Genomic DNA, 18218 nt, shown 5'->3' with positions numbered 1-18218 from the left:
AAGTTGAAGTAAAGGTGACGACGTAACAGTACCCTTTGATGGTTTTCGCTACGACGTGGCCAAGGGTGCGACAACTTCAATATTTGAGCTTCAGCTGGTTCGCCGTGGCTAAAATTACAAATGACGTGTTAAACTCGACAAATGTAAAATACATATATTGACATTTGTCGACCAATCGATGATTTTTGTCATGCGTGGTCAAGGAGGATGCCGTGCAGACGCTATTGAAAGTTGAGAGCCTAAAAAAATCGTTTGGCGGTATTGCAGCACTTCGCGATGGCCAGCTGGAACTGCGTGCAGGCTCCGTCCATGCGTTGTGCGGCGGTAATGGCGCAGGCAAATCCACGTTCCTCTCCATTCTGATGGGTATCCAGCAGCGCGACGGCGGCAAGATCTGGCTGCGTGGTGAAGAGGTTCAGTATTCGACACCTGCGGAAGCGCTGAAATCCGGCATTGCGATTATCGAGCAGGAGCTGAGCCCTGTTCCGCATATGAGTGTCGCAGAAAATATCTATCTCGGTCGCGAGCCTTCAACGCGATTTGGCGGCATCGATTTCAAGAAGATGAACAGTGAAGCGCAGGCGCTTCTGGATCGTCTGGAGTTCGACATTCGCGCGACACAGGTGATGAGCCAGTTGTCCGTTGCGCAAATGCAGCTCGTGGAAATCGCCAAGGCATTCAGTCACAATGCTGATGTGATCTTCATGGATGAGCCGACATCGGCCATCGGTGAAAAAGAAGCGCAACATCTGTTTAAGGCAGTCGAGCGACTAAAGGCTGAGGGCAAAGGCATTGTCTATGTCTCGCATCGCCTGTCTGAAATTTTTCAGATTGCAGATTCCTATACAGTTTTCCGCGATGGTGGTTATGTCGGTTCGGGTGCGCTGAGCGATATTGATCGCCCGGAACTGATCCGTCTGATCGTTGGGCGCGAGCTTGGCGAAGAATTTATCAAAACCAATGAGCCGACCGCTCAGATTGGTTTTGAGGTTTCTGATCTCGCTCTGCCGGGTAAGATTGAAGACATCTCCTTCTCGGTCCGCAAAGGCGAAATCTTTGGTATTTACGGCCTGATGGGTTCGGGTCGTTCCGAGATTTTCAACTGCATTTTCGGTCTTGATAAGGCAAGCAAAGGCGAAATAAAGCTTGAGGGCCGCGCGCTTAAAGTGAGCAAGCCTGCTGATGCAATGGCTGAAGGTATTGCCTTTGTCACCGAAGATCGCAAGCTGACAGGGCTTAACCTCACAGACAGCGTGCGGGCCAATATCTGCCTTGCGAGCCTGCCGGAGATGAGCCCGTCATTTGCTATGCGCCAGCGCGAAGAAGCTGCGGCAAGTGCAAAAATGATTGCGCATTTTGGCATCAAGGCAGCACGCGATACGATGCCGGTTTCAGGTCTTTCGGGCGGAAACCAGCAGAAAGTTGTGCTCGGAAAATGGTTCCTGCGTAATCCGCGTTTGTTGCTGCTTGATGAGCCAACGCGTGGTGTGGATGTGGGCGCAAAACGCGAAATCTATCGCATCATCTGCGAATTCACTGCGTCAGGCGGAACGGTTGTTATGATTTCATCTGAAATCGACGAAGTTTTGGGCATGTCTGACCGCATCCTTGTGATGCGGCAGGGCAAATCGGCTGGCGTCTATGAAAGGGCCGACACTGATGCACAAAAGCTGGTGCATCTGTCTACCTAACAATGGATGTCGCTCTGCGCGCAAGATTGAGAATTAAGCCTGACATTGGCAGGCTGGGAGAGGCTAGAAAACGTGAGCAACAACGAAAACACACAATCGACCAGCTGGTTCGCTTCTGAAAAGCGCCGGTTGATCATTCAGGAATACGGCATCTTCCTCGCTTTCCTGCTTCTGGTCTTCATCCTGTCGGTGTCAAATCCATACTTCCTGACAACGGGCAATATCTCAAACGTGTTGCTGCAAACCTCAATCAACGGCGTTCTGGCCGTTGGCATGACGTTTGTTATTCTGACACGCGGCATTGATTTGTCTGTTGGCTCGGTTGCAGCTCTTACAGGCATTGTCGCAGCAAGTCTGGCCACAACCTCTGCAACGGCAGGTGTTGCGGGTGGCCCCTATCCGGCAATTGTTGCTATTGCTGCTGGTCTTGCGGTTGGTTGCGCCTGCGGCGGACTGGTTGGCTGGATCGTTTCGCGTTTCTCAGTTCCTGCATTCGTTGCAACGCTTGGTATGCTTTCGGCAGCACGCGGCATGACGCTTATCTATGGCGGCGGTAAGCCTGTACCTGCTCTGACACCTGATTTCCGCTGGATCGGTACCGAAAAAGTCTTCGGCATTCCAATGCCTGTGATCATTCTGGTCATCGTGTTTGCAGCTGCCTGGTGGGTGCTCTCGCGCAGCCGTTTTGGTCGTTACATTTATGCGGTTGGTGGCAATCCACATGCAGCAAAGACATCTGGCATCAATGTCACCCGCGTCCGCTTCTCTGTTTATGTCATCTCCGGTGTGCTTTCCGGTCTTGCAGGTATGATGCTTGCTGCCCGAACTGGCTCAGCGCTGCCACAGGCCGGTATTGCTTACGAACTCGATGCAATCGCTGCGGTTGTTATCGGCGGCACCAGCCTTTCCGGTGGCGTAGGTCGCGTGACAGGAACGCTGATTGGCGCGCTCATCATTGGCGTGATGAACAACGGTCTCGATCTGATGGGTATCGAATCTTACTACCAGCAGGTTCTCAAAGGCGCGCTGATCGTCGGTGCAGTGATGCTCGATCAGAAGCGCAACCAGAGCGCCTGATTTCTAAAAACTACCAATTGCCAGTCACTTGGCGCAACCAACACCGCACATTTAGTCATGGCGGATATTGTGGAGGAGAATACCGATGAAGAAATTGCTGATTGCTTTGGCATCTGCCACGGCGCTGTTTGCTGGTGCTGCACATGCTCAGGATAAGCTGAAGATCGGCGCAGCGCCTTACGGCCTCAACGCTGAATTCATGCAGATCTGGTCTGAAGCTCTGAAAGAGCATCCAGCTGTTAAGAGCGGCGAAGTTTCGCTTACTGTTTTCGACGGTCGCTATGATGCGCTCGTTCAGCAGGAACAGTTTAACAACATGATCACGCAGAAGTTTGACGCAATCATCTTTGCACCCATCGATGTTGAAGCTGGTGCCACCGCCGTCCAGGCCGCGGTCGATGCAAATATTCCGGTTGTTGGTTCCAACACCCGTGTGAACTCCGATCTTCTGGCTGCGTATGTCGGTTCAGACGATGCAGTATCTGGATATATGGAAGCCAAGGCCGTTCTCGACAAGATTGGCTGCAAAGGTAATGTCGTCATTATCGAAGGCCCAATCGGTCAGTCGGCGCAGGTTTCGCGCCTAGAAGGCAACAAAAAGGCACTTACTGAATGCCCGGACGTCAAAGTTCTTGAACAGCAGACCGCAAACTGGTCGCGCGCTGAAGCACAGACACTGATGGAAAACTGGCTGACTTCGCATAAGGGCGAAATCAACGGCGTCATCGGCCAGAACGACGAAATGGCACTCGGCGCGATTGAAGCAATCAAGTCGGCAGGCCTTAAGGTCGACGACTTTGCTATCGCTGGTATCGACGGTGTGACCGATGCGCTGAACGCTGTTAAGGCCGGCACCATGACATCGATCCTTCAGGACGCACGCGCTCAGGCGCAGGGTGCTATGGACCTCGCAATCTTCCATGCGAAGAAGGGCGATTACAAGCCACAGTCTGACATCTGGGCACAATATCCTGATATGCCATTCAACGACGGCAAGGACAAGGAATACAATGTTCCTTGGACGCCAGTCACTGCCGACAACGTCGACAAGCTGCTCGAAGCACGTAAGTAATATGACTTGCGGGATGAGCGGCCGCCGGCTCATCCCGCACCCCAAAAATTCCTCCTACCCTCAACACCGAGGATCAAACAATGTCCGACCAATCTCCCCAAATCGACCTGAACTTCCCGCTTAACGGAAAAGTTGCTCTAGTAACTGGTGCTGCTTCCGGTATTGGCGCGGCCGTTGCTGAGGCCTTCGCTGCCAAGGGTGCAAAGGTTGCTGTGCTTGATATCAATGCTGATCAGACGCGCGCCAAGGCAGAAGCGCTTGGAGCGAATGCAAAACCTTTCGTCTGTGACGTATCTGATCCGTCTTCGGTGAAGGCTGCGGTATCAGGCGTGGTCGAGGCATTCGGACAAATCGATATTGCTGTAAACAGCGCCGGCGTAGTTTTCCTCGCACCCGCCGAAGATTTGACCATTTCCGATTGGGATCGTACGATTGCAATCAACCTCAAGGGCAGCTTCCTTGTTACGCAGGAAGTGGGTCGCGCCATGATCGCTGCAGGCAAAGGCGGCAAGATCGTCAATCTCGCCTCGCAGGCCGGAACTGTGGCGATTGAAGACCATGTTGCTTATTGCGCGTCGAAGTTCGGCGTCATCGGCATGTCGAAAACCTTTGCTGCCGAATGGGGCAAATACGGCATTACCGTCAACACGATCTCGCCTACCATTGTTCTCACAGAACTGGGCAAGAAGGCCTGGAACGGCGAAAAGGGCGATGCCGCCAAGAAGCGTATTCCAACCGGACGCTTTGCGTTTCCGGAAGAAATTGCAGCCGCCGCAGTCTTTCTGGCCTCGAGCGGTGCGAACATGATAAATGGTGCGGACCTTCTGATTGATGGTGGCTACACAATTCTTTAACAAAGCGACCAATTCTGACACGTCCTGACGATTGTTCGGGTCCGAAAACAAGGCTTTAAAATTACAGAGCGGGAACTGATCTCTCGCCTTCGATAGGTGCAAAATGCAAAGATTTATCAATAACCCGGATGAAGTGGTCGAAGATACCGTCAAGGGTTTCGTCAAGGCGCATAAGGACCTTGTCCGTCTGTCGGCGGAAAACTCGCGCGTGGTTGTCGCTAAAGATGCACCGATTGAGGGCAAGGTCGGCGTTATCACCGGCGGCGGCTCTGGCCATGAGCCAGCTTTCATCGGCTATACCGGCAAAAACTTGCTTGACGCTGTTGCAGTTGGTGAACTGTTCTCCTCGCCAACTGCCAAGAGCTTCTACGATGCTGCTCGTGAAGCCAATGGTGGCAAGGGCGTCGTTTGCCTTTACGGAAACTATGCTGGCGACAACATGAACGTCAAAATGGCGATCAAGCTTGCTGCCAAGGTCGGAATTGAAATCCTGACCGTTGTTGCTAATGACGATGTTTGCTCGGCACCTGCCAGCGAACGCAACAAGCGTCGCGGTGTTGCTGGCGAAATCTTCATGTGGAAGGTTGGCGGTGCAAAAGCTGCATCGGGTGCAAGCCTTCAGGAAGTACAGGCAACAGCACAGAAGGCCATCGACAATTGCCGTTCGATCGGCGTTGGCCTTGGCCCTTGCACGCTGCCAGCTGTCGGCCATCCGAACTTTCAGATTGAGCCGGGCACAATGGAAGTCGGCATCGGTCATCATGGCGAGCCGGGCGTCCGCGTTGAACCGTTAAAGCGTGCTGACGAAGTTGCCAGGGATATGAGCAAGATCGTTCTCGACGATCACAATTTGCCCGAAGGCACCGAAGTTGCGGTTCTAGTTTCCGGACTTGGCGCAACGCCGATCAATGAGCTTTATATCCTCAATGATACCATCGAGCAGGAAATTACTGCACGCGGCCTCAAGATCTATCGCACCTATGTAGGCAACTACTTTACGTCGCTCGAAATGGTTGGCGCGACGCTGACAGTCATGGCGTTGGATGATGAACTGAAGGCACTGCTGGATGTAGAAGCCCGCTGCACTGCGGTTTTGTAAGAAAGAAGCATATCATGCAGACATTCAAGAATGCCGGATCGGGTGAGATCGTTCTTTCGCTTGCAGACCGGATTATCGAAAACAAAGCCTACTTAAGCGAAATCGACGGCAAGATCGGCGATGGCGACCATGGTGTGAACATGGCCAAGGGTTTCGGCCTCGCAGCCGAACGCCTGCGGGGCAAGGATGTAACCCTTACTGAAGGTCTTGATACGCTTGGTACAATTCTGTTGACCGAAATCGGTGGCTCGATGGGCCCGCTTTATGGCGTAATGTTTAACGAGTTCGCAGAAAAGCTGGAAGGCGTGGAAAATATTGACGCAGCCACGTTCAGCATCATGCTTCATGCAGGTCTTGAAGGCATCCAGTCAATCGGTTCAGCAAAGCTTGGTGACAAGACGCTGCTCGACACGCTGATCCCGGCAATCAATGCTTTTGACGAAGCAAATGGCAAGGGCCAGTCTTTTGCTGAAAGCTTGGACGCTTTGTCGGCGGCTGCTGAAGCCGGTCGCGACTCCACACTTAATCTCGTGGCAAAGATCGGTCGCGCAAGCCGTCTCGGTGAGCGTTCGCTGGGTGTCCTTGATGCGGGTGCAACATCCTGCGCACTGATTCTAACTGACCTTTCAGCACAGGCAAAGAGCCGCTTGCAGTAAGGCTTTCTGTCCTGTTTTTAAGTTTGGCGTCTGAAAACTGTGTGGGTTCACACGTTCAGGCGCCAAATTTGTTTCATGATGTTGCAATTGTGTTTGAACGCTTTCATGTTTGCTGCGCAGTAGAGAGGCAACAGAAAACCGCATGACGCTCAAGCCCAACACATCGCGCAAGGTCGGCAAGCCAAAGGCCGTTGCAAGCGAGAATTCGATCACGATTCCCATGCGTTATGGCGACGATCCCTATGTGTGGGCCTGCTGGCTTTATTACGAAGACGGCCTGACGCAGAGCGAGATTGCCGATGTCATGGGCATTTCGCGCGCAACCGTGAACAGCTATTTGGCGGAAGCACGCGATAAGGGTATCGTCAATATCTCTCTTGAGGCTGGACGACTGGAATCCCTGTCTGTGGCTCAGGAGTTGAAGCGCCATTTCGGCCTGACCGACTGCTTTATCATTCCGCATGATGACAATGCCCGTCCGCTGATTGATCGGCTCGGCGTTGCGGGCGCACATGCGCTTAACAAGGTTCTTAAATCCGGCGATACGCTTGCGGTTGCCTGGGGACGGACGGTGCTTTCGGTCTGCGAGCGGACCGCCATCAGCTCTTTGCAGGACATGACCGTCGTGCAGGCGACAGGCGGCACCACGGCGTCATTTCCCTATACGCCCGAACGTTGTGCGGCAGCACTTGCAGAAGCTGTTTCGGCACGCTGCGTGAATATTATGGCGCCCGCCATGGTGCGTTCGCAGCAGACGCGGGATGTGTTGCTCGAAGAGCCTTTGCTTCAGGAACAGTTTGCGACCCTTGAAACTGCCAATCGCATTCTCTTCGGTGTTTCGTCGCTGCGTTCCAATTCTACCATTCATACCAGCGGCTTTTTTGAATCGGTTTCTCTGCAGCAATATCTTGCAGCGGGCGCTGTCGGTGTTGTGGCAGGCCGTTTCATCGATGAGCGTGGGAAACCGGTTGCAGGTCCGCTTGATGAGCGGACAATCGGCATTTCACTGGATAAGCTGCGGCAGATTCATACGCGTATTGCGGTTGCAGGCGGTTTCGACAAGGTGCCAGCACTTCTGGCAGCGCTCCACGGCGGATTCATCAATGTGCTTGTGACCGATGCTGCGACGGGGCTCGGTATTCTGCGCGCCGATGGCGTCATTGATCTTGATGCGCGTCTTTCGCAGAAACCCAAGACCAATCAAGTTCCTACAGCCTTTCGCGTGCGAGTGAAGAAGCTCCTCAACAATCCGAACGAGGTGGTTGAGGAAATGCTCGACGGCATTGTTCGGGCCCATAGCAAATTCCTGCAGCCGATTGGTGGCTCTAATCGAGCTCTGGTGGCGCGGGATGGTCCGCGCCCCGGCAAGGTGGGGCTGGTGATTGGTGGTGGCGCAGGTCATGAGCCGTGCTTCGTTGGCTATGTGGGCAAGGGACTGGCTGATGCTGTTGCGGTCGGCAATGTCTTCTCATCGCCTCCGCCCGATCCGATTGTGCAGTGCGCGCTGGCAGCGTCCAACGGCGAAGGCGTGCTCTTCGTCTATGGCAATTATGCCGGTGACGTGATGAACTTTGAGATGGCAGCTGAAATAGCCGAGGAAAAAGGCGTCAGGATCAAGACGGTTCTGACCACCGATGATATCGCCTCATCACCAATCGATGACAAGGACGGACGCCGCGGCGTTGCAGGCAATTTCTTTGTCTTTAAAGTAGCAGGGGCTGCCTGCGACAAGGGCTTGTCGCTCGATGCCTGTGAGATCGTTACCCGCAAGGCCAATTCGCGGACTTATACGATCGGTGTGGCCCTTGAGCCGGGCTCATTGCCGCAAACCGGTCGGCATAATTTTGAAATCAGCCCCGAAGATATGGAAATCGGGGTTGGTATTCACGGCGAGCCGGGTGTATCGCGTGATCGCATTCGTCAGGCCGATGAAATCGTCGATGGCATCATGGACAGAATCTTCAACGAAATGAAGGCTGTTCCAGGTGATCGCGTTGCGGTTTTGGTTAATTCATTCGGAGCGACACCACTGATGGAACTTTATGTTCTCTATCGGCGTGTGGCGCAGCGACTTGAAGCCAAGAATATTCACATTGAAGCCAACTGGATCGGGCATTATTGCACGTCTCTGGATATGGTTGGAGCGTCGATATCAATCATGCATCTTGATCATGAGCTGTCGGACCTGCTGCTGCATCCATGTGAAACGGCAGGCCTCAAAATCAGCTAACGACTGTGTTTGGGTTCTATCGTTTCACTGTGCCTGAAACTAAATTAGCATATGCCATATGACGAGCGACGCGCGTTGCAGTTGTAAGGTTTGAGGAGAAAATCCATGTCGGAAACTGCGGCTCGTCGTCTTGCCCATATGTTTGATGCTGTGTCTGCGTCGCTTGAAGCGGAACGGGATCGGCTGTCCGAACTCGACGGCGCAATCGGTGACGGCGACCATGGAACGACAATGGCCTTGGGCTTTCAGGTCGTGCGCACTGAATTGTCGAAACTTAATCTTGATGAAACCGACATTTCGACGGTTCTCAATACAGCGGCGACCGCATTCATTAATGCGGTCGGTGCATCGACTGGGCCGCTTTATGCCACTGGCTTCCGCCGTGCAGCGCAGGCAACGGCAGGCCGCAACGATCTTGATCTGGCGACTTGTGCGACCATCATTGAGGCCATCGGCGTTGGCATTCGGGAGCGTGGCCAAGGACAGCGTGGCGACAAGACAATGCTCGATGCATGGCTACCTGCTGCTGAAGCCGCTCAAAGTGCGGTGAATGAAAATCAAAGCGCGAGCGAATTCTGGGATAATGTTGTCTCAGCCGCCTCAGCCGGTGCCAACACGACCCGATCAATGATTGCAGCCAAAGGACGTGCCGCGCGTCTTCGCGAGCGTTCGCTTGGACATATTGATCCAGGCGCTGCTTCCACAGTCATAATTCTACAAGCGATGGCCGATCGTTACGGTTATTAATACTCACCCAAGAAAATAGCTATCAATATGTGAAATCTACAAAACGATCGCGTGAAAGAGAATAATAAATCTGGTTATGAGACAGTCTTGTGCTTAACCAGATCCATATCGATTTAACTGGATGAACTTATGACTGCCCAACTCGATCCAAATCTGCTGAACGATTTGTCTTCCTTCGTACAGAAGCTCACCAATGACATAGAACCGCATCTTATTGAGTTGCGCCGAGATATTCATGCTCATCCGGAAACCGGATTTGACGTTGAGCGGACCGCAGGAGTTGTTACGCGCGAACTGGAAAGCTTAGGCATTGAACATCAAACAGGCATTGGTCGCACCGGTGTTGTCGGTCTGATTAAGGGTGGTCGTCCAGGACCGACTTTGATTATCCGCGCTGATATGGATGCGCTGCCAATCGAAGAACAAACAGGCCTTCCATTTGCCAGCGTTCATCCAGGTAAAATGCATGCTTGTGGTCATGACCTGCATACCGCAACACTGATCGGCATCGGCAAGGTTCTCAAAGATATTGCTCCGCGTCTGAGCGGTAATGTGAAGCTGATGTTCCAACCGGCGGAAGAAACGCAGGAGAGTGGAGCGCGTGCCATGATTGCCGATGGTGTTCTCGATGGGGTTGATTATGCTCTTGGCTTTCATAACCATCCTGATGAACAAACAGGCACATTTACGTTTGTCGAAGGTGTTGCGAACGGCTCATCTGACGAGTTTGATATTACAGTCCATGCCGCGTCTGGTCATGCCGCGCGTCCACATCTGGCTGTAGACCCGATCGTTGCTACAGCGCAGTTGATAACGCAGTTACAAACAATCGTATCGCGTGAGGTTGATCCAATGCTCGCAGCCGTTCTGACCATTGGTTCGATCCATGGTGGTCATACGCACAATATCATCCCGGATTCAGTATCAATCATGGGAACAGTGCGTTGTCAGGACCGCGAGGCGCGCAACATTATTGAAGCTGCCGTTCGTCGTATCTGTAGCGGGCTGGAAGCGTCATTGCGTGTGCGTTGCGAAATTAACTATGTGCGCGGTGTTCCATCGATGGTGTCTGATCCCTATCTAATCGAGACGACTGGTGCGGTTATTCGCGAGCATTATGGTGATGTGTTCTTCAAGCGCGGCGGAAGCTTGGGTTCTGAAGACTTTGCATTGGTTGGCGAACGAGTGCCATCGTTCCAGCTTGGCATTGGTGCCGCACAGGAAGGCCGCGACGACAAGCTGCATAATTCCGATTATCAGCCGGATGAGCGCTCTATTGCGAATGGTGTTGTGGCACTTTCATTGGCGGCAGCGCGTATTTTATCTTAGAATAAATTGGGCGGCTCTTTAGCCGCCCTTTTTCGTTAAGCGCAAAGATACTGGTTTGATAATGCGTGAATATGGTTGGTGCCAATACCACAGCAGCCACCAATAATGCCCGCACCGTTTCTGACCCAACGCTGCGCCCATGCACCATAGGCATCCGGATCAAGATCAGCGCGAATTTCGGTAACGGTTGCGTTCGCCTCTTCATCGCCTTGTTGCGATGGAAATGCATTGGCATAAACGCCAATCGGAATATCCTTGCCCAGTTCATCAAAGACCTGCTTTGCTGCAAGAATAGCTGCATCCATAACTTCAGGCATTGCGCAGTTGAAAAGCAGCGCTTCCGCTCCAAGTTCAGCCGCAAGCCGCGCACCATCAGCTACCGTTTCGCCTGAACGAAGCTGTGCCTCAGTCATTGCTTCTGGTGCAACATCATCGCGCAATGTGTAAGAAATCCAGAGAGGCTTTCCAGTTGCACGGATGGCTTCGTGTGCCGCTTTGACTTCGATGAGACTGCTCTGGGTTTCGGCAAGCCAGAGATCAACGGATGGTGCTAATCCATCCACCAATACATCAAGTAACTGACCTGCGCGGGCCGGATCGAAAAGCTCCGGCTGATACGATCCAAAAACAGGCGGCAATGATCCGGCGACTTTAACTTCACGGGTTGCTGCATCGGCTGCTTCGCGTGCAATCGTACCGGATAGAGCGGCAAGCTGGTGACCATCAGCTGCGAAACGCTCTTCTCCGATGTGAAAAGGAACCACTGCGTAACTGTTGGTGGTAATAACATCGGCACCTGCTGCGATATAGCCATCATGCACTTCGCGGACGTAGTGCGGAGCTTCGATAAGCGCGAGTGCTGACCATTCCGGCTGACGGAACGGCGCACCAACGCGCTCCAGTTCACGACCCATGCCACCATCAAGAATGACTGTCCTGCTGCTCATGCTTTTATGTCCTTGTTTATATCTGCTGCGATAGTAACGGCTGCGCGCTGCGCAATGATTTGGTCAAGCCAGCCCGGCTTCATTTGCGGAGCTGATGCCAGAAGCTTTGCGGTATAATTGTCATAGGGTGGGTTTAGTACGTCTGATTTTAAGCCATAACGCACCACCTTTCCTTGGTGCATGACGGCAATTTTGTCGGCTATCGCGCGAACAATTGCGAGATCATGCGTTATAAAGAGATAAGAGGTCTCTGTTTCGCTCTGCACGCGGCGCAACAGTTCTAGAATGCCCTCTGCCACCAATGGATCAAGAGCCGAAGTTGGTTCATCGCATAACAGCAATTTCGGGCGTGCAGCAAGCGCGCGCGCAATACAGACACGCTGTTTCTGACCGCCTGAGATTTCTGCCGGATACCGTTCAAGAAGGCTCTTTGGCAGTTCGGTGAGGTCCATCAACTCAGTAACCGACCTGCGCCGCGCATCGCGTGGCATTCCGAAATAAAACTGCAACGGTCTGCTGATGATGTCCGCTATGGTCCGGCGCGGGTTAAGCGCCAGATCGGGCAACTGGCTAATCATTTGGATATTGCGCAGCGTCTCTTTGGAGCGACGTTCCAGACTGGCGGGTAGTATTTCGCCATCGAAACGGATTTCGCCCGCTATTGGCTCAAGAAGTCCGCTTACGACGCGCGCAAGTGTTGACTTACCGGAACCGGATTCTCCCACGATAGCCAGCGTCTGGCCTTTTGCGAGATCAAGGGTAATGTCGGTGAGTACAGGTGTCGCCGGATTATAAGCAGCCGAGATGTTTGCAATGGAGAGCAGAGAAGTAGAGCTTTCTGCGCGGCCTTCGACTTCCTTTTGACGAATGGCCACAAGTTGGCGCGTATAATCTTCGCGCGGTGCATCAAAAATTTCGCGCACCGACCCTTGTTCTACTATTTTTCCGTGGCGCAAAACCATGATGTCATCGGCAATCTGCGCCACCACCGCCAGATCATGCGAAATATAAAGCGCTGCTGTTCTTGTCGTAGCAATTGCCTTCTTGATGGCGATCAACACCTCAATCTGGGTTGTCACATCAAGCGCGGTCGTCGGCTCGTCAAACACCACGAGATCAGGACTGGCACAAAGCGCCATTGCGGTCATGGCACGCTGAAGCTGACCACCCGATACCTGATGCGGATAGCGCTCGCCAAAACGTTGCGGATCAGGCAGGCCGAGTAGCGTGAACAGTTCAACTGCGCGGGCTTTCGCTTCACTGCGTTTCATCAGCCCATGCCAGATGGCGGCTTCTGCCACTTGATCAATCAGCTTATGCGCCGGATTAAACGCAGCCGCAGCCGATTGCGCAACATAGGCGATCTTGCTGCCGCGTAGTTTCTGCGTGCTTTTGCGGGAAAGTGACAGTATATCTTGCCCGTCGAGCGTAATTGTGCCGCCGGTGATCTGAAGTCCGCCACGTGCGAAACCGAGGGCAGCAAGGCCGACGGTTGATTTGCCAGCGCCAGATTCCCCGATCAGGCCAAGGACGCGGCCTTTTTTCAAGGTCAGATCAACCCCATCAACGACGAGGCCATCGTCGGAGCTTATCTGAAGACCAGTGATTTTCAGAAGTGGCTGCGTGTTCGGTTTATCCATTGTTTTGCGCGCCTCGTTTAAGGCTGGTCGTGCGCTGCAAAGTCCAGTCGACCACAAAATTCACGCTGATCGCAAGCAAAGCGATTGCGCTACCCGGAATAAGGGCAGCAAATACGCCGAACATCAGCCCGTCCTTGTTTTCCTTAACCAGACTTCCCCAATCGGCAATCGGCGGCTGAACACCGAGTCCTAGAAAAGAAAGGGTCGAAAGGAACAGGATGGAAAACACAAAACGCAACCCAAATTCTGCAAGCAGTGGTGACAATGCATTGGGCAGGACTTCGTGGAAGATGATCCAGCTTTTGCTTTCGCCGCGTAATCGCGCGATTTCGATATAATCGAGCACCACAATATCGGATGCGATGGCGCGGCTGACCCGGAAAACACGGGTTGCCTCCAGAACTGCGATAACTGCAATGAGAATGAGAATACTTTTTGGTAGAACAGCGAGCACGACGAGCGCAAAAATTAGCGTTGGTATTGCCATCAGCAAGTCGTTCCCACGCGAAAGAACCTGATCCGGCCAGCCGCGCGTGAGCGCTGCAAGAAAACCAAGTGGCACACCGAGTATAAATGCGAGAATTGTGGCTGCTGCGGCAATCGAAAGCGTCAGCCGCGTGCCCCATATGACGCGTGACAGGAGATCACGGCCAATATTATCGGTGCCGAGCAGCGCTTCGCGTGAAGGTCCCTGCCACACGCTGCCGACGACTTCCGAAATGGGATGCGGCGCAAGCCATTCCGCAAAAACTGCAACGAATAAAAAGAAGGCGATTCCGCCAAATCCGATCACGGCTAAGAGCTGGGAGCTTTTGTTGAACTTTTTCATCCTGAGTGCCTCAGCCGCGGATTGGTCAGAATGACGATGACATCAGCAATGATGTTAAGGCCAATGTAAACGGCTGCAAAAATAAGCCCGCAAGCCTGTACTACTGGCACATCACGTTTGGAAACGTGATCCACCATATATTGCCCCATGCCAGGATAAACGAAGATCACTTCGACAACGACCACACCGACAACCAAGTAGGCGAGGTTGAGCGCGATGACATTAATAACGGGTGAGAGTGCATTGGGTAGCGCATGTTTGAGGAGAATGCGCCATCGCGGCAGGCCTTTGAGCTGAGCAGTCTCAATATAGGGCGATGACATGACCGAAAGAAGCGAAGCGCGTGTCATGCGTACCATATGTCCGGTAACAGCGATCACGAGCGTCATGCAGGGTAGGGCGATCGCTGTCAGACGTTGCCAGCCGCTCATCGAAGGATTTACGATGGCGCTCGATGGTAAAAGACCAAGCGAAATCGCAAAATAGGCGATTAGAATATAGGCTACGAAAAACTCTGGCAGCGATATGGTGCTAAGCGTTGCGACCGCGATCCCACGATCAATCGCAGTTCCTGCATAAAGAACGGAAATGATACCCAGCAACAGGGCAATCGGTATTGCAAACAGCGCGGCCATTGCCGCGAGATAGAGCGTATTAGACAGGCGCGGCGCTATGCTTTTTGCAATGTCCTGCCGGTTGGAATAGCTACGGCCGAGATCACCCTGAACTGCATTGCCGAGCCACTCCGTATAACGCTGCATAGCCGGTCGCTGTAAGCCTAGCTCTTTGCGGATGTTTTCGACGGCTTGCGGTGTTGCCTGTTGCCCCAGCATTGCAGTGGCCACATCACCGGGCAATATTTGTGTTCCGGCAAAGATGACAACTGAAATAGCCCAGAGCAATACGACGCCCAGCAACAAGCGCTTGAAGATCAGTCCCGAAAGTGAGTTGCCGCGCAAAAAACCGAGGGAATATCTTCGATCGGAAATTGCGGCTTTATTGCTATCGCTGGGGAATTTGTCTGGTGACATATCTGTCATTGGCGGTCCGGACATAGTCGGTCAAAACGGGGGGGTGTCGCCGGTGTTACCCGTTCGACGCATCAATGCCAAGACCCTTGTGGTAAGCATTACCCCAAAAGCGGAATCGCCTTTGGGGAATGCAATGGTAGCAGAGATAATTATCCGTTATTGCATCTGCTATTCTTCAAGCCAGACTTTTTCAGCCAAACGATAGCCGCTCATATCACCGCCACCCGGCACAGAAACATAACCCTTCACCTTGCCGCTGGCGGCAGCAAGATTATCGGTAAAGACAGGGATCAGTTCTCCGCCATCTTCCACGATCAGGACCTGCATGTCGTGATAAATCTGTTTGCGCTTTGCTTCATCCAGCTCAACGCGGGATGCGGCAAGCAATTTGTCAAAAGTCTCGTTGCTCCAGCCGGTTTCGTTCCATGGAGCGCCAGTCTGAAGCAGCATCGAAAGCATCGCATCAGCAGTTGGGCGAACTGACCAGTTGGAAGCGACGAAAGGCTTTTTCAGCCAGACTTCATCCCAGTAACCATCGGATGGCACGCGCTCTACATCAATCGTGATGCCTGCTTTTGCAGCCGATGCCTGGTAAAGCTGTGCGGCATCTGCCGAGCCGGTAAAGCCGTTATCCGAAACGCTAAGCGGAATTGAACCGGAGAAGCCTGACTTTTTGAGATGAAATGCTGCCTTTTCAGGGTCATAAGCACGCTTTGGAACATCCTTGGAATAAAGCGGGTTCCATGACGGGATTGGGTGGTCGTTGCCAACCGCGCCGGTGCCGACGAGCAAACTTTTCTGTAGCTCTTCGCGGTCGATTGCATATTTGAGCGCTAGACGCAGATCATTGTTTTTCAACAGTTCTGAATCCGTGCGCATCGGGAAGCAATACATCGAGTTTTCCGGCGTACGCAGAATCTGGATGTCAGGACGCGCACTCAGATGGCTGACAAGACGCGGCTCAACAGCGTTGACGATATGTGCCTGGCCGCTCATCAGTGCTGCCATGCGCGCAGTTGTGTCGTCCATAGCGATGGTTTCTACCGAATCCACATTCGCACGATCAGGATGCCAGTAGTTTGGATTGCGGCGGGTTAAGGCGCGCACGCCCGGCTGGAAATCTTCGAGAATGAATGCGCCGGTGCCAATACCTTTGTCGAAGTCTTCGCCGTCAGGTCCGATGCCCAGATGATAATCGACGAAAGCTGCCGGAAAATCGACATTCCCCGCATTGAGCGTTACAGTCACCTCATGCGTGTCAGACGCTACAACGTCGGTGACGGCGAGAAGCACACCCTTGCCACCAGATTTAGTATCGTCACCACGATGATTATTGAGTGAGTAAACCACGTCCTTTGCAGTCAGCTCTTTCCCATTGTGGAAGGTCACGCCCTTGCGCAGGCGGAATACCCATTTGCTTGCATCGGCATTAGCTGGTTCCCAGCTTTCCACGAGAGCGCTCGTGAGCTTACCATCAGGACCAAGTTCTAGTAGCGTGTTGAAGAGCTGAAAGCCTACGGTGTACATGTAAGCCATCGTGTAGGATGCTGGATCCAGATGATCCGAGCTTGAAGCAGAATGCATAGCAATGACCAGATGGCCGCCTTTTTTGGGCTGTGCATCTTGTGCGCGTGCCTGTATGGGCAGCAGCAATCCTGATGCGGTCATCCCTAAACCAGCGGCGACCGCAGCTCCAGCTGACATGCTAAGAAATTGCCGCCGTGAAGGCTGCAGCGAAATGAGTGGGCTTTTCTGGTGGGGCATTTTTCACTTTAACGCTTAAAAGATGAACACGACTTTGAAGCCTTGTTAATCTCATTCGAGGAAATGCTCAACAAGCAATAAATAAAACGATATGGATTAAAAATTAAAATATTATTCCAGTTGGCCATTAATCGATGCTCCATACTGGAACCCGTTAAATCTTTTACGATGGTCGCGATTTATAAGGTAATTGGTATAATCAGCTATGGCCTCAGCATTTTAAAAATATTGCCGCCTATGTTGCGTTCGATCTCGATGATCGCGGCCTGCGCGCGCACAGAATTACCAGCATCATCCAGGGGAGGCGAAAAGGCTGCAATGGCAAGTTTGCCCGGAATAACTGCGACAAGTCCGCCGCCTACGCCGCTTTTTGCAGGCAGTCCCACCGTGTAAGCCCAGTCACCGGATGATGTGTAAAGGCCTTCCATTGTCATTTCCGCCAGCAATGGCGCGACATGTTTCTCCTCGATCACCCGTTCTTTTGTTACAGGATTTATGCCGCCGGCCGCGAGTGTCGCGCCCATCGTTGCAAGTTCAACACAGTCGACCAGTGTCGAACATTGGCGCGTATAGACATCAACCGCACGCATCGGATCGCTGTAGCAGGTGCCCGCACTGTAAAGCAGCCATGCAATGGCTCTGTTATGAAAATTCGTGTCCTGCTCCGAGCGGTTTACCTCATCGCTCAGCTCAATAGAACGTCCCGCAAATGCACTTTGTATGTGGAGGATATTATTCCAGCAACTCTCAGCATCATCACCTGGCACGAGGCTGGCTGCGGCTATCGCGCCCGCATTGACGAGCGGCGACAATGGCTTTCCATCGTGTAGCTCTAGTGCCTGAACCGAGTTGAAAGGCAAGCCCGTCGGGCTGTCGCCAAGCTTTTCTTTCACGGCATCCGCACCGATATTTTCCATCACCAGCGCAAGTGTAAAAACCTTGGATATGGATTCAAGCGCGAATTTATAGGCTGTGTCACCACGCTTAAAGCAGCGTCCATCAGCGGTGATTATAGCAATTCCAAACAAATCACTTGGTACTTTTGCGAGGAATGGAATATAATCAGCATTCTTTCCACCATAAGAGGCCATACCCGCCTTGTAGCCGGCATCAATTGCATTAATTAATTCTTGTGTCATGGCCCGCCCTCAAAAAATAATATTTAAAGAAAATATTAATTTTACAATGAAAGCAACATATATTTTTATATTAACTATAAAAGAGACGTTTAGGGCGAAGTTAAACTAGGTCA

Annotated in this window: 15 protein-coding genes; 9 read left to right on the top strand and 6 right to left on the bottom strand. The window is 52.6% G+C overall.

The genetic code is table 11. The features are described from left to right. Positions 1–212: 212 nt before the first annotated feature. The 9 genes from RI570_RS19185 (at position 213) to RI570_RS19145 (ending at position 10755) form a co-directional block, all read left to right on the top strand. On the top strand, positions 213–1691 hold the full coding sequence (locus RI570_RS19185; RefSeq protein ID WP_313830361.1) for a sugar ABC transporter ATP-binding protein: 1479 nt from the start codon (positions 213–215) through the stop codon (positions 1689–1691). Positions 1692–1763: 72 nt separating this feature from the next. Further along, on the top strand, positions 1764–2768 hold the full coding sequence (locus tag RI570_RS19180) for an ABC transporter permease subunit (protein WP_313830359.1): 1005 nt from the start codon (positions 1764–1766) through the stop codon (positions 2766–2768). A gap of 85 nt (positions 2769–2853) precedes the next feature. Continuing rightward, complete coding sequence (locus RI570_RS19175; RefSeq protein WP_313830358.1) at positions 2854–3840, top strand: substrate-binding domain-containing protein; 987 nt, start codon at positions 2854–2856, stop codon at positions 3838–3840. Between the two features lie 80 nt (positions 3841–3920). After that, positions 3921–4694: a GolD/DthD family dehydrogenase gene (locus tag RI570_RS19170; protein WP_313830357.1), complete on the top strand. Its 774-nt coding sequence runs from the start codon at positions 3921–3923 to the stop codon at positions 4692–4694. 103 nt (positions 4695–4797) lie between these two features. Further along, entirely contained in the window at positions 4798–5793 is a 996-nt protein-coding gene (locus RI570_RS19165; RefSeq protein WP_313830356.1) for a dihydroxyacetone kinase subunit DhaK, read from the top strand. A 14-nt stretch (positions 5794–5807) separates the two neighbouring features. Next, positions 5808–6449, top strand: coding sequence for a dihydroxyacetone kinase subunit DhaL (dhaL, locus tag RI570_RS19160; protein WP_313830354.1), 642 nt, complete (start codon positions 5808–5810; stop codon positions 6447–6449). A 142-nt stretch (positions 6450–6591) separates the two neighbouring features. After that, on the top strand, positions 6592–8679 hold the full coding sequence (locus RI570_RS19155; RefSeq protein WP_313830352.1) for a bifunctional sugar-binding transcriptional regulator/dihydroxyacetone kinase subunit DhaK: 2088 nt from the start codon (positions 6592–6594) through the stop codon (positions 8677–8679). Positions 8680–8784: 105 nt separating this feature from the next. Further along, complete coding sequence (gene dhaL, locus RI570_RS19150) at positions 8785–9426, top strand: dihydroxyacetone kinase subunit DhaL (RefSeq protein WP_313830351.1); 642 nt, start codon at positions 8785–8787, stop codon at positions 9424–9426. A gap of 129 nt (positions 9427–9555) precedes the next feature. Next, the gene (locus RI570_RS19145; protein WP_313830349.1) at positions 9556–10755 is read left to right on the top strand and encodes a M20 family metallopeptidase; all 1200 of its coding nucleotides are present in this window, start codon (positions 9556–9558) and stop codon (positions 10753–10755) included. A 35-nt stretch (positions 10756–10790) separates the two neighbouring features. Here RI570_RS19145 and RI570_RS19140 read toward each other — a convergent pair whose 3' ends face one another. From RI570_RS19140 to glsA, 6 genes are all read right to left on the bottom strand, one after another. After that, positions 10791–11702: a homocysteine S-methyltransferase family protein gene (locus tag RI570_RS19140; RefSeq protein ID WP_313830347.1), complete on the bottom strand. Its 912-nt coding sequence runs from the start codon at positions 11700–11702 to the stop codon at positions 10791–10793. Then, a complete protein-coding gene (locus tag RI570_RS19135) occupies positions 11699–13342 on the bottom strand; it encodes an ABC transporter ATP-binding protein (protein WP_313830345.1) in 1644 nt (547 codons plus the stop codon). The genes RI570_RS19140 and RI570_RS19135 overlap by 4 nt, the downstream gene beginning before the upstream one ends. Next, positions 13335–14171 (bottom strand): ABC transporter permease, encoded by an 837-nt coding sequence (locus RI570_RS19130; protein ID WP_313830343.1) that lies wholly within the window; start codon positions 14169–14171, stop codon positions 13335–13337. Before RI570_RS19130 ends, RI570_RS19135 begins: the two co-directional genes overlap by 8 nt. Continuing rightward, a complete protein-coding gene (locus tag RI570_RS19125) occupies positions 14168–15211 on the bottom strand; it encodes an ABC transporter permease (protein WP_313830341.1) in 1044 nt (347 codons plus the stop codon). Before RI570_RS19125 ends, RI570_RS19130 begins: the two co-directional genes overlap by 4 nt. A 159-nt stretch (positions 15212–15370) precedes the next feature. After that, positions 15371–16966 carry an ABC transporter substrate-binding protein gene (locus RI570_RS19120; RefSeq protein ID WP_313830340.1) on the bottom strand — a complete coding sequence of 532 codons (1596 nt, stop codon included), beginning with the start codon at positions 16964–16966 and terminating at the stop codon, positions 15371–15373. 203 nt (positions 16967–17169) lie between these two features. Further along, the gene (gene glsA / locus RI570_RS19115) at positions 17170–18105 is read right to left on the bottom strand and encodes a glutaminase A (RefSeq protein WP_313830338.1); all 936 of its coding nucleotides are present in this window, start codon (positions 18103–18105) and stop codon (positions 17170–17172) included. Positions 18106–18218 lie beyond the last annotated feature (113 nt).

The sequence above is a fragment of the Brucella pseudogrignonensis genome (assembly GCF_032190615.1).
Lineage (GTDB): Bacteria > Pseudomonadota > Alphaproteobacteria > Rhizobiales > Rhizobiaceae > Brucella > Brucella pseudogrignonensis_B.
The sequence above is the reverse complement of the archived record's forward strand: the minus strand, read 5'-3'. Positions and strand labels throughout refer to the sequence as shown.